The organism is Streptomyces sp. NPDC017520, from assembly GCF_044329855.1.
Taxonomy (GTDB): domain Bacteria; phylum Actinomycetota; class Actinomycetes; order Streptomycetales; family Streptomycetaceae; genus Streptomyces.
In genome coordinates, this window is the sequence record NZ_JBIRKB010000006.1 from 287,697 (window position 1) to 300,326 (window position 12,630).

The window sequence follows — 12,630 nt, forward strand, 5'->3', positions numbered from 1 at the left end:
TTGGGGGGGGCGGGCAACATGTGCCCCGGCCCCGTTTTGTTACCTGTAAAAAACCCGCGCCGGTTGGGGGGGGGGGGTTTTTTTACCGTTAAAACACCGCCCCTCGCCACATCCATGACCGGCTACCGGTAACCGTCGATCCGTCGCCGACGGAACATCATTACCGCGACCACCGCGTACAGCACCGACACGACCACCACGACGGCGGCCGATCTGCCGTCCGGCGGGAGCATGAGAGCCGCCACCCCCGCGGCGCTCACGAACGCGACGTTGAAGAGCACGTCGTAGAGCGAGAACACCCGGCCGCGGAAGGAGTCGTCGACCGAGGTCTGCACCACCGTGTCGGTCGCGATCTTCGACCCCTGGGTGACGACACCGAGCACGAAGGCGGCGATCAGTATCGGGAGAAGGGCGAAGGAGAGGCTCAGGGCGGGCACCAGGATCGCCGCCGCACCGGCGCAGCCCACGATCCACCCGTACCGGCCGAGCCGTCCCACCGCCCAGGGGGTGAGGACGGCGGCGACGAAGAATCCCGCACCTGACACCCCGACCGCCAGGCCGAGCAGGGCCAGTCCGTCGGACTCGGTGGCCGACCAGGCGTAGCGGCACAGCATGAGCACCATCACGGTGAGGGCGCCGTAACAGAAGCGGATCACGGTCATCGCGGCCAGCGCCCCGGCCGCGTGTCTCCGCTGCGTCAGATGGCGCAGCCCTGCGACGAGGCCGCGCGCGGTGACGGCCAGAGCGGCCCGCAGTCGCAGGGGGCTCCCGTCGGTATCCGGTCCCAGCAGGGCGCGGGGCAGGCTCAGGGACGCCAGCGCGGAGAGCAGGTAGAGCATCGATCCCAGCAGCACGACCGCCGCGTCGGACTCGTCGGCCACCAGCCGTACGGTGAAAGCGAGACCGCCTCCCGCGGTGGCCGCCAGAGTGCCGGCGGTGGGAGACAGGGAGTTGGCGACGACGAGGCGATCGGTGTCGACCACCCGGGGCAGGGCGGCGGAGAGGCCGGCCAGCACGAAACGGTTGACGGCGGTGACGCAGAGGGCCGAGGCGTAGAAGAGCCAGTCGGGCACCGAGGCGAGAATCAGCAGGGCCGTGGAGCAGGCCAGAGCGGCCCGCAGGAGGTTCCCGTAGAGGAAGACCTGGCGTCGGGGCCAGCGGTCCAGCAGAACCCCCGCGAAGGGGCCGATCAAGGAGTAGGGCAGGAGGAGCACGGCCATGGCGGAAGCGATGGCGGCGGCCGACGCCTGCTTCTCGGGGGAGAAGACGACGTAAGCGGCGAGGGCGACCTGGTAGACGCCGTCGGCGGACTGGGACAGCAGCCGCACGGTGAGCAGGCGGCGAAAGTTCCGCAGACGCAGCAGAGTGCGCAGATCACGCGCGACAGACATGGGAGCAAGCGTCACACACGTCGGGGGTCCGCGGGCGGATTGCCCGGGGACCCCCGACGTGCGGCAGGAAGAGGTGAGCGTCTCCGCTCAGTGCTTCGGTGAGGCGTCTCGGCCGAGAGGGCCGGTTCAGCTCTCGGTGTCGCCGTTGATGAACCGCTCGACGTTCTCGCGCGCCTCGTCGTCGAAGTACTGCACGGGCGGGCTCTTCATGAAGTAGCTCGAAGCCGACAGGATCGGGCCGCCGATGCCGCGGTCCTTGGCGATCTTCGCCGCACGGACGGCGTCGATGATGACACCGGCCGAGTTCGGGGAGTCCCACACCTCGAGCTTGTACTCCAGGTTCAGCGGAACATCGCCGAACGCGCGGCCCTCGAGGCGCACGTACGCCCACTTGCGGTCGTCCAGCCAGGCCACGTAGTCCGAGGGGCCGATGTGAACGTTGTCCGCACCGAGCTCACGGTCACGGATCTGCGAGGTGACGGCCTGCGTCTTGGAGATCTTCTTGGACTCCAGGCGCTCACGCTCGAGCATGTTCTTGAAGTCCATGTTGCCGCCGACGTTCAGCTGCATCGTGCGGTCCAGGATGACACCCCGGTCCTCGAAGAGCTTCGCCATCACGCGGTGCGTGATGGTGGCGCCCACCTGGGACTTGATGTCGTCGCCGACGATCGGGACACCGGCCTCGGTGAACTTGTCCGCCCACTCCTTGGTGCCGGCGATGAACACCGGGAGAGCGTTGACGAACGCGACCTTGGCGTCGATGGCGCACTGCGCGTAGAACTTCGCGGCGACCTCGGAACCGACGGGCAGGTAGCAGACGAGAACGTCGACCTGCTTGTCCTTGAGGATCTGGACGACGTCGACCGGGGCGTCCGCGGACTCCTCGATCGTCTCGCGGTAGTACTTGCCCAGGCCGTCGTGGGTGTGGCCGCGCTGGACGGTCACGCCCGTGTTCGGCACGTCCGCGATCTTGATGGTGTTGTTCTCGCTGGCGCCGATGGCGTCCGCGAGGTCGAGGCCGACCTTCTTCGCGTCGACGTCGAAGGCGGCGACGAACTCGACGTCACTGACGTGGTACTCGCCGAACTGGACGTGCATCAGACCGGGCACCTTGCCGGCCGGATCGGCGTCCTTGTAGTACTCGACGCCCTGCACCAGCGAGGCGGCGCAGTTGCCCACGCCTACGATGGCTACGCGAACCGAACCCATTCCGGTTGCTCCCTGTGTAATCGGTGTTTCCGATGAAGTCGCCGCGGAGTGCGATGACTTCACTTGGCGGTGTCGTCGGACGGATCCGGCCGGGTGTTGTCCCGGTGCCGGGGCAGGCCGCCCGTCTCTCCAGGTGTGTCCTGCTGAGCTGAGCCCTCAGGCGAGGATCGTCGCTGATCCCGTCCCGACCGCTCGCTCTCGATGAGCTCGTTCAGCCAGCGCACTTCGCGCTCCACGGACTCCATGCCGTGTCGCTGCAGCTCAAGTGTGTAGTCGTCGAGTCGTTCACGGGTGCGGGCGAGAGAGGCGCGCATCTTCTCCAGGCGCTCCTCCAGCCGACTGCGCCGGCCTTCGAGCACCCGCATCCGCACCTCGCGCTCGGTCTGCCCGAAGAAGGCGAAGCGCGCTGCGAAGTGCTCGTCCTCCCAGGCGTCCGGACCCGTGTGCGACAGCAGCTCCTCGAAGTGCTCCTTACCTTCTGCCGTCAGCCGGTAGACGATCTTCGCCCGGCGCCCCGTCAGTGAGGAGGACGCGGCGGTCGGGCGTCCGGTGACCGGCGCGGTGTCCGCCGGATCACCGGCGGGCTCCTCAATCAACCAGCCGCTGGCTACCAGCGTCTTGAGGCAGGGATAGAGGGTTCCGTAGCTGAACGCACGGAAGATGCCCAGCGAGGTGTTGAGGCGTTTGCGCAGCTCATAGCCGTGCATCGGCGATTCGCGGAGCAGGCCGAGAACAGCGAACTCGAGGATGCCGGAGCGTCTGCTCACCGGTGCCTCCTCCTTCTGCCGCTGCTTCCGTCGGCACGGTCCACCGGAATCACCGGCGTACTTATGCCGTGCTGATGTATCGACTCGATACATCAGCACGATAGATCGCTCCGACCTGTTCGACAAGGGTGACCTTCGTGAACGGCGTCACATCAGCAATTCTCAGAGTTCGACTTGCGTTGTTTGGGGTGAAGTTCGGCCCTAGGCGGGTTTTGACCCTGCGTAGTCTGTGCGGCATGCAGACCACCGGGAACCGCGAGGCGCTTTCGCGCGTCAGTCATCGCGGACTGCCGGATGTACTGCGGATGAGCCTTCCGCAGTGGCTTGTCCGTAATTCGGGGGGACCGGATCTCAACTGCCGCTTCCAGGCGCTCTCGCCTGCCCGAGGAGTAGTCGTTCCATGAGCGAGCACCGTCGCAAAACGCCGCAGCCACAGGGTGGCGGGCGTGCAGCGGCCAGACGAGCCGCCCAGCAGTCGACCGGACGCCGAGCAGTCCCGTCACGTAGAGCCACATCGGTATCACCTTCCGAATCGGTGCCCGAGTCGCACGGCGAGGAGCGCCAGTACGGCAGCCGCGCCGAGGCCCGCCGCGCGGCCCAGAAGGGCGGCCGGCGTCGGGGTGCCGATGCCGGGGGCCACGGTGCGGGCGGCGGTGGCCGACGCCGTGGTGGCGGTGGCGGTGGCTCAGACGGTCCGGGGGGGCGCGGGTACGACCACGGTGACCCCGGCAAGAAGCCCCTCATCAACTACCCGCGCCATGGCAGGTACGGGTTCCGCCGCTGGGTCCCCTCGTGGAAGCTGGTGTCGGGGCTCTGTCTGGGTTTCCTCGGCGTGCTGATGGGCGTCGGGGGTATCTCGTACGCCTTGGTGTCCAAACCGAACATCAACGAAGCGGCCAGGGCGCAGAACAACGTCTACTACTGGGCCGACGGCACGCAGATGGTGGCGACGGGCGGGGCGGTCAACCGCCAGGTCCTCCAGTACGAGCAGATCCCGGAGGAGATGCGCAACGCCGTCATCTCGGCCGAGAACAAGAGCTTCGAGACGGACAAGGGCATCGACCCGAAGGGCATCGGCCGTGCGGTGCTGAACATGGCCACGGGCGGTGAGACCCAGGGCGGCTCGACCATCACCCAGCAGTACGTGAAGAACTCCATGCTCACCCAGGACCAGACGCTCAAGCGGAAGTTCCAGGAACTCTTCATCACGCTCAAGGTCGCCGGTGAGGAGAGCAAGGAAGAGGTGATGGCGGGCTACCTCAACGTCTCCTACTACGGGCGCGGGGCCTCGGGGCTGCAGGCGGCGGCCCGCACCTACTACAACAAGGACGCCGGCGAACTGAACGCGAGCGAGTGCGCCTTCCTGGCCACCCTGCTCAAGGGCGCGAGCTACTACGACCCCGCCGGGGCCCCCGACATCGACAAGAACAACGCGACCGCGGAGAAGAACACCAAGCGGGCGAAGGACCGTTGGAAGTGGATCCTTGACGAGCAGGTCAAGGACGGGCGCATGACGGCGGAGGAGCGCGCCAAGTACACGAAGTTCCCCATGCCGCTGCCGAAGAAGAAGGACGCCAAGCTGGGCGGCCAGACCGGCTACCTGGTGGAACTCTCCAAGAAGTACTTCCTCGCCAACAACGACCGCAACATTGACGCCAAGCAACTCGAACTGGGCGGCTTCGAGATCCACACCACCTTCCAGAAGAAGCGGGTGCAGGAGCTCGAAGCAGCGGTGAACAAGGTCTACAAGGCCAAGATCCGGCCCAAGGAGCGCCCTGAGACGGACACGCACGTCGAGTTCGGCGGTGCGTCCGTCGACGCGAAGACCGGCGCCATCATCGCCACGTACGGCGGCCAGAACGCCACCACGCACTTCACGAACAACGCGGACGCCACCGGTGCCCAGGTCGGTTCGACGTGGAAGCCGTTCGTCCTGGCCGCAGCCATGCAGTACGGCGTGCGCGACCCGTCCGGCGGGCCGGAGCAGAGCAACTCCGAGCGCACCCAGGTCTCGCCGGAGAGCATCTACAACGGCGACGACGGCCTGCGGATCAGGGACTACACCGGCAAGATCTGGCTGAACCAGGACGACAAGGAATGGCGCCAGACCAACGACGGCAACTATGACTACGGCGAGATCGACCTGCGGACGGCCATGGAGAAGTCCGCCAACTCCCCGTTCGTGCAGCTCGGCATGGACGTCGGCACCGACAAGGTCAAGGACGTCGCCGTCGCCTCCGGTCTGAAGGACGACACCTTCATGGCGGACTCCACCGTTCCCTCGTTCTCCATCGGCACCTCGTCGCCCAGCGCCATCCGGATGGCGGGCTCCTACGCCACCTTCGCCACGAGTGGTCAGCAGAACGACACGTACTCGGTGACCGAGGTGAAGCAGGAGGGCGTGACCGTCTTCCAGCACAAGAAGAAGCCCAAGCGCGCCTTCAGCGCCGAGATCGCCGACAACGTGACCGACGTGCTGAAGAACGTCGTGGAGAACGGAACGGGCAAGCCCGCCCGACTCGAGGGCCGTGAGGCCGCGGGCAAGACCGGTACGACGGACGGCAACCGGTCCGCCTGGTTCGTCGGGTATACCCCGCAGATCTCGACCGCCATCAGCATGTTCCGGCTCGATGACGACGAGACGAACAAAGAGCGCGAGTTCGAGAAGATGTTCGGCACCGGTGGCGAGGAAAAGATCCACGGAAACTCGTTCCCGGCCTCCATCTGGCACGACTACATGACCGGCGCGATGAAGGGCAAGAAGGCCATCTCCTTCCCGGAACCGAAGGACCTCGGTGATGTCGTGTGGGGCGGTGGCGCGAAGAGCCCCAGTCCGACGCCCAGCCCCACGCCTTCGCCGACGCCCTCCGAGAAGGAGGAGGAGGAGAAGCCGCCGCCGTCCCCGAAGCCGACCCAGACCACCCCCAGCCCGTCGCCGTCGCCGAGCAGGACCTGCAGCATCTGGGACCCGAACTGCCAGGAGGCCAACGGCGGGGCGAACGCCGGGGCGGACGGCGGGGGCGACAACACCGGAACGACCGACGGGGGCGACAACACCGGAACGACCGACGGGGGCGACAACACCGGAACGACCGACGGGGGCGACAACGGTGGAGCGCAGGGAGCCAACGGCAACCCGGGCGGAACAGGCTCCATCTGGGGCAACAACGGATAGCCGGACGTCCCGCCCGGGCCCTCAAGGGCCGGCCCACCACAGCGGCGAGGGCCGCCGTACCCACCCGGGTACGGCGGCCCTCGCCGCGTTCCCGGCGGTGGCATGCGGCATCCCGGATCTGTGCCCGTGTCCCCCGGGCGGCCCTTGCCCCGGGCACAGCCCCGTACGGCAGGATGTGCGGCATGCCAAGCCCCAGCGCAGAAGACACGAGCGTGCACCAGGAGCGGCCCGTCGTGCGGCCCACCGATCAGGACGAGGTCGCGGCTGCCGGGAGCGAGCTGTTCGGTGGCCGGGTGGGGCGCTGGGCGCGGCTCGGCGACGGCCCCCTCACGCCGGTGCGCGTCGTCGCGCTGGTCATGATCGGGATGTTCGCCCTCGGCATGGTGCAGAAGATCCCCTGTTACGAGTGGGCCTGGTTCCGCGGGGCCACCTCGCAGTACACCCACGCCTGCTACTCCGACATTCCGCACCTCTTCATGGGGCGCGGGTTCGCCGACGGCCTCGTGCCGTACTTCGACCGGCTGAGCGGCGATATGCAGTACCTGGAGTACCCCGTGCTGACCGGGGTGTTCATGCAGGTGGCGTCCTGGCTGACGCTGACGCCCGACAGCGACCCCATCCAGCAGCGCGAGCAGATGTACTGGATGGTCAACGCGGGCATGCTGATGATCTGCGCGGTCGTCGTCGCCGTGTGCACCGTCCGCACGCACCGCCGTCGTCCCTGGGACGGCCTCCTGGTCGCGCTGGCCCCCGCGTTCGTCCTCACCGCGACCATCAACTGGGACCTGCTGGCCGTCGCCCTGGCGGCCGCGGCGATGCTCATGTGGTCCCGGGGCCGGGTGCTCGCGTTCGGCATCCTCATCGGCCTGGCGACCGCGGCCAAGCTCTACCCCGTCCTGCTGCTCGGCCCGCTCCTGGTGCTCTGCTGGCGGGCGGGCCGGTGGCGCGAGTTCGGGACGGCGCTGCTGGGCGCGGGAGCGGCCTGGCTGGTGGTGAATCTGCCGGTGATGGTCTTCGCCCCCGAGGGGTGGCGGAAGTTCTACACGTTCAGCCAGGAGCGGCCCATCGACTTCGGTTCGTTCTGGCTGATCATCACCCAGCGCACCGGCAAGCCCATCGACGTGGAGACGGTCAACACCGCGTCGGTCGTCCTGATGGTCGTGTTCTGCGCGGGCATCGCGGGTCTGGCGCTCTCCGCGGCCCGCCGGCCGCGCTTCGCCCAACTGGCGTTCCTGGTGGTGGCCGCGTTCATCCTGACGAACAAGGTCTACTCACCGCAGTACGTGCTCTGGTTGATCCCGCTGGCCGTCCTGGCCCGGCCGCGCTGGCGCGACTTCCTCATCTGGCAGGCCTGCGAGGTCATGTACTTCCTCGGGATCTGGTTCTACCTCGCCTACACCAGCGGCGGGGACAAGCACCAGGGGCTGCCGCAGGAGGGCTACCAGGTCGCGATCGCCCTGCATCTGCTGAGCACGCTGTACCTGTGCGCGCTGATCGTCCGGGACATCCTGCAGCCGGAGAAGGACCCGGTGCGCGGGGACGGGTCGGACGACCCGTCGGGCGGTGTCCTCGACGGGGCTCCGGACGCGTTCGTGCTGGCGCCCGAGGCCCGTCCGTCCGGGCACAAGGCCCCGGCGGTCACGGGACCCCAGGTGGAGTGGGGCGCCGCACCCACCCGGGACGGCTGACCCGGGGCCCGGCGCGGCCGTTCAGGGCCGCGCCCGGACGGGCTCAGCGGTCGACGAGCCGGTCGTACTGCGTGGTGGTGTGGCGCAGGTGGGCGACCAGCTCGTCACCGACGCGCGGCTCCTGGGCGTCCGAGGGCACGAACAGGATCGACACCTGCATGTGCGGCGGCTCGGCGAACCACCGCTGCTTGCCGGCCCAGACGAACGGTGACAGGTTGCGGTTGACCGTGGCCAGCCCCGCGCGGGCGACGCCCTTGGCCCGCGGCATCACGCCGTGCAGCGCCTTGGGCGCCTCCAGGCCGACCCCGTGGGACGTACCCCCGGCCACGACGACCAGCCAGCCGTCGGAGGCGGCCTTCTGCTGGCGGTAGCCGAACCGGTCGCCCTTGACGACGGGGGTGACGTCCAGGACGGCCCCCCGGTACTCGGTGGCCTCGTGGTCGCCGAGCCAGAGCCGGGTGCCGATACGGGCGCGGAAGCGGGTCTGGGGGAACTGCTGCTGGAGCCGGGCCAGCTCCTCGGCGCGCAGATGGCTGACGAACATGGTGTGCAGCGGCAGCCGGGCCGCGCGCAGCCGGTCCATCCAGCCGATGACCTCCTCGACGGCGTCGGAGCCGTCGGTGCGGTCCAGCGGCAGATGCAGGGCGAAGCCTTCGAGCCGTACGTCCTCGATCGCCGCGTGCAGCTGTCCGAGCTCCTCCTCCTTGACGCCGTGGCGCTTCATCGAGCTCATGCACTCGATGACGACCCGGGCGCCCACCAGGGCGTGCACCCCGTCGACGGAGGAGACGGACCGGATGACGCGGTCCGGCAGGGGCACGGGCTCCTCGCCGCGCCGGAACGGGGTCAGGACGAGCAGGTCGCCGCTGAACCAGTCCTTGATCCGGGCCGCTTCGTAGGTCGTCCCGACGGCGAGGGTGTCGGATCCGAAGCGGATCGTCTCGTCGGCGAGGCGCTCGTGACCAAAGCCGTAGCCGTTGCCCTTGCAGACGGGTACGAGCCCGGGGAACTGGTCGATCACGGACTTCTGGTGCGCCCGCCAGCGCGCGGTGTCGACGTAGAGGGAGAGCGCCATGGCCGGCCCGGAACCTTTCTGGTGGCTGCGGTGGATCAGGAACGAACGGTGTGTGCCCAGATGTGCGGTGGAGCGGTTCAGTGGGTCAGCGACGCGACATATAGATGTCGAGCGCCTTGTGGAGCAGCTTGTTGAGCGGGAAGTCCCACTCCCCGACGTACTCGACGGCCTCGCCGCCGGTGCCGACCTTGAACTGGATCAGGCCGAAGAGATGATCGGTCTCGTCCAGCGAGTCGCTGATCCCGCGCAGGTCGTAGACGGTCGCGCCCATCGCGTAGCTGTCGCGGAGCATGCGCCACTGCATCGCGTTGGACGGTCGGACCTCGCGCCCGATGTTGTCGGAGGCGCCGTAGGAGTACCAGACGTGTCCGCCGACGACGAGCATCGTGGCCGCGGAGAGGTTCACGCCGTTGTGCCGGGCGAAGTAGAGGCGCATCCGGTTGGGGTCCTCGGAGTTGAGGACGGTCCACATCCGCTGGAAGTACGAGAGCGGGCGAGGGCGGAAGCGGTCGCGCACGGCGGTGATCTCGTAGAGCCGCTGCCACTCGGCCAGGTCCTCGTAGCCGCCCTGGACGACCTCGACGCCGGCCTTGTCGGCCTTCTTGATGTTGCGGCGCCACAGCTGGTTGAAGCCCTTGAGGACGTCCTCGAGCGAGCGGTTGGCCAGCGGCACCTGGAAGACGTAGCGGGGCTGTACGTCACCGAATCCGGCGCCGCCGTCCTCGCCCTGCTGCCAGCCCATCTTCCGCAGCCGGTCGGAGACCTCGAAGGCGCGCGGCTCGATGTGCGTGGCCTCGACGTCGCGCAGGCGCTTCACGTCGGGGTCCTGGATGCCGGACTTGATGGCTGCCGAGTCCCAGCGGCGGATGACCACCGGCGGGCCCATCTTCACGGAGAAGGCGCCCTGCTGCTTGAGGTGCGCGAGCATCGGCTGGAGCCAGTCGTCCAGGTTCGGTGCGTACCAGTTGATGACCGGGCCCTCGGGCAGGTACGCCAGGTAGCGCTTGATCTTGGGCAGCTGGCGGTACAGGACGAGGCCGGCGCCGACGATCTCGCCGTTCTTGTCGAACCAGCCCAGGCTCTCCGAGCGCCATTCGGTCTTCACATCAGCCCACGCCGGGACCTGGCAGTGACTGGCCGAGGGCAGGCTCTGGATGTACGCCAGATGCTGCTCTCGGCTGATGGTCCTCAGGGTCAGGCTCATGCGGGGCGCTCCTCGGCAGGTGTGTCCCCATCGGTCAGGGGCTCCGGCTCTCGCGCCGAAGCCTACTGTGACCCAGGGGCGCCCGGCCTGGCCCCGGGGGCCAGGAACGGACGGCGGACCGCCGCGGGGGCCTGGGCACCCGCGGCGGCCCGTGCTCCGGCCGGTGCTCCGGTCAGGTGATCACGCCGCCGAAGAGACCCCCGTGGGCCATGCCGAGGTAGAAGCCGACCGCGGAGGCCCCGATGCCCATGATCAGGCCGAACCGCTCCCAGGTGGTCTTCGAGATGTACTGGCCGTATGCGCCGGTCAGAATCCCGACGAGCCCCGCCCAGGAGCTGATCAGGTGGAGGTGGTGGAACATCGCCGTGACGAAGGCGAGGATGCCGAGCACCCCGGTCACCACCATCAGGACGTCCTGGACGGGGTGCGGCTTGCCGTCCGTCGCGAAGAGTGAACCGGTGGCGCGGCGGCCGGGCTGGGACCGGGAGCCGGCGGGTCGGATGGTCTGTGCCATGGAGTACCTCCTGGCCGGACGGATGGGCGGTGGATCCAGCGCCCTACGCACCGCGGCGGGTGTAGCGCCTCTCACACTGCATCTGTCTCGATTGTGCCCTCTGAGCTCCTGATTTCAACCGGAAGCCGGTCTACGGGTAGTCTGTACGGTCTGCACCGGTGTCTGCCCAGGCCGGCACGGCGAGCCTCCCCCCGAACCCTGTCTACGGGTTCCTCAGGGAGCGGATTGTCAGTGCTGGGTGTTCTCCTCGGGAACACCGTTGCAACACGCATCACGACCCTCCTGCCACGGAACGACCGTGGCCGCTGAGTCCAAAGGAGGTGGGTTCCACATGCGTCACTACGAGGTGATGGTCATCCTCGACCCCGATCTCGAGGAGCGAGCAGTCTCCCCGCTGATCGAGAACTTCCTCTCCGTCGTCCGTGAGGGCGATGGAAAGGTGGAGAAGGTCGACACCTGGGGCCGTCGTCGGCTCGCCTACGAGATCAAGAAGAAGCCCGAGGGCATCTACTCGGTCATCGACCTGCAGGCCGAGCCTGCGGTCGTCAAGGAGCTCGACCGCCAGATGAACCTGAACGAGTCGGTCCTCCGGACCAAGGTCCTCCGTCCCGAGATGCACTGAGCTTCTAGCTCAGCGGTTTTCGGGTCCGAGTAGCAGCAAGCAGCCAGAAGCAATCCCCGCCGAGAGGTTCACCCATGGCAGGCGAGACCGTCATCACGGTCGTCGGCAATCTCGTCGACGACCCCGAGCTGCGCTTCACCCCGTCCGGTGCGGCGGTCGCGAAGTTCCGTGTCGCGTCCACTCCCCGCATCTTCGACCGGCAGACCAATGAGTGGAAGGACGGCGAAGGCCTGTTCCTCACCTGCTCGGTCTGGCGTCAGGCGGCGGAGAACGTCGCGGAGTCGCTTCAGCGAGGCATGCGCGTCGTCGTGCAGGGCCGGCTGAAGCAGCGGTCCTACGAGGACCGTGAGGGCGTCAAGCGCACGGTCTACGAGCTGGACGTCGAGGAAGTCGGCCCCAGCCTCAAGAACGCCACGGCCAAGGTCACCAAGACCACCGGTCGCGGTGGTCAGGGCGGCCAGGGTGGATACGGCGGCGGCCAGCAGGGCGGCGGCAACTGGGGCGGCGGTCCCGGTGGCGGTGGCCAGCAGGGCGGCGGCGGTGCATCCGCCGACGACCCGTGGGCGACCGGCGCGCCGGCAGGCGGCCAGGGCGGCGGGGGACAGCAGGGCGGCCAGGGCGGCTGGGGCGGAAGCTCCGGCGGTTCCGGCGGTTCCTCTGGCGGCGGCTACTCGGACGAGCCTCCCTTCTAGGGCTGCTCGTACCCCCACTTCTTGATCACACAGGAGAAACACCATGGCGAAGCCGCCTGTGCGCAAGCCTAAGAAGAAGGTCTGCGCGTTCTGCAAGGACAAGACCCAGTACGTGGACTACAAGGACACGAACATGCTGCGGAAGTTCATTTCCGACCGCGGCAAGATCCGTGCCCGCCGCGTCACCGGCAACTGCACGCAGCACCAGCGTGACGTCGCCACGGCTGTGAAGAACAGCCGTGAGATGGCGCTGCTGCCCTACACGTCCACCGCGCGATAAGGGAAGGGTGACA

At 68.2% G+C, this 12,630-nt stretch carries 11 protein-coding genes; 5 read left to right on the forward strand and 6 right to left on the reverse strand.

The annotated features are described in order from the left end of the window. Positions 1-122: 122 nt before the first annotated feature. The 3 genes from ACH4KB_RS17065 to ACH4KB_RS17075 form a co-directional block, all read right to left on the reverse strand. Positions 123-1,391: an MFS transporter gene (locus tag ACH4KB_RS17065; RefSeq protein WP_398066736.1), complete on the reverse strand. Its 1,269-nt coding sequence runs from the start codon at positions 1,389-1,391 to the stop codon at positions 123-125. Between the two features lie 126 nt (positions 1,392-1,517). After that, a complete protein-coding gene (locus ACH4KB_RS17070) occupies positions 1,518-2,600 on the reverse strand; it encodes an inositol-3-phosphate synthase (RefSeq protein ID WP_097865587.1) in 1,083 nt (360 codons plus the stop codon). A gap of 59 nt (positions 2,601-2,659) precedes the next feature. Then, positions 2,660-3,367: a helix-turn-helix transcriptional regulator gene (locus tag ACH4KB_RS17075; RefSeq protein ID WP_398066737.1), complete on the reverse strand. Its 708-nt coding sequence runs from the start codon at positions 3,365-3,367 to the stop codon at positions 2,660-2,662. Positions 3,368-3,767: 400 nt separating this feature from the next. Here ACH4KB_RS17075 and ACH4KB_RS17080 point away from each other — a divergent pair, with 400 nt between their 5' ends. Both ACH4KB_RS17080 and ACH4KB_RS17085 read left to right on the forward strand, forming a co-directional pair. Beyond that, positions 3,768-6,542, forward strand: coding sequence for a transglycosylase domain-containing protein (locus ACH4KB_RS17080; protein ID WP_398066738.1), 2,775 nt, complete (start codon positions 3,768-3,770; stop codon positions 6,540-6,542). Positions 6,543-6,715: 173 nt separating this feature from the next. Next, a complete protein-coding gene (locus tag ACH4KB_RS17085; RefSeq protein ID WP_398066739.1) occupies positions 6,716-8,230 on the forward strand; it encodes a glycosyltransferase family 87 protein in 1,515 nt (504 codons plus the stop codon). Positions 8,231-8,273: 43 nt separating this feature from the next. Here ACH4KB_RS17085 and ACH4KB_RS17090 read toward each other — a convergent pair whose 3' ends face one another. The 3 genes from ACH4KB_RS17090 to ACH4KB_RS17100 all read right to left on the reverse strand — a co-directional run bounded on the left by ACH4KB_RS17090 (position 8,274) and on the right by ACH4KB_RS17100 (position 11,023). Next, the gene (locus ACH4KB_RS17090) at positions 8,274-9,305 is read right to left on the reverse strand and encodes an alanine racemase (RefSeq protein WP_003967862.1); all 1,032 of its coding nucleotides are present in this window, start codon (positions 9,303-9,305) and stop codon (positions 8,274-8,276) included. An 85-nt stretch (positions 9,306-9,390) separates the two neighbouring features. Further along, entirely contained in the window at positions 9,391-10,509 is a 1,119-nt protein-coding gene (locus ACH4KB_RS17095; protein ID WP_018957343.1) for a peptidoglycan bridge formation glycyltransferase FemA/FemB family protein, read from the reverse strand. 172 nt (positions 10,510-10,681) lie between these two features. Continuing rightward, positions 10,682-11,023, reverse strand: coding sequence for a hypothetical protein (locus ACH4KB_RS17100; protein ID WP_398066740.1), 342 nt, complete (start codon positions 11,021-11,023; stop codon positions 10,682-10,684). Between the two features lie 331 nt (positions 11,024-11,354). Between ACH4KB_RS17100 and rpsF the strand changes: the two genes are divergently transcribed. From rpsF to rpsR, 3 genes are all read left to right on the forward strand, one after another. After that, on the forward strand, positions 11,355-11,645 hold the full coding sequence (gene rpsF / locus ACH4KB_RS17105) for a 30S ribosomal protein S6 (protein ID WP_398066741.1): 291 nt from the start codon (positions 11,355-11,357) through the stop codon (positions 11,643-11,645). Positions 11,646-11,719: 74 nt separating this feature from the next. Beyond that, positions 11,720-12,337, forward strand: coding sequence for a single-stranded DNA-binding protein (locus ACH4KB_RS17110; RefSeq protein ID WP_398066742.1), 618 nt, complete (start codon positions 11,720-11,722; stop codon positions 12,335-12,337). 43 nt (positions 12,338-12,380) lie between these two features. Beyond that, the gene (gene rpsR, locus ACH4KB_RS17115; protein WP_003967857.1) at positions 12,381-12,617 is read left to right on the forward strand and encodes a 30S ribosomal protein S18; all 237 of its coding nucleotides are present in this window, start codon (positions 12,381-12,383) and stop codon (positions 12,615-12,617) included. The last annotated feature ends 13 nt before the right edge of the window (positions 12,618-12,630 follow it).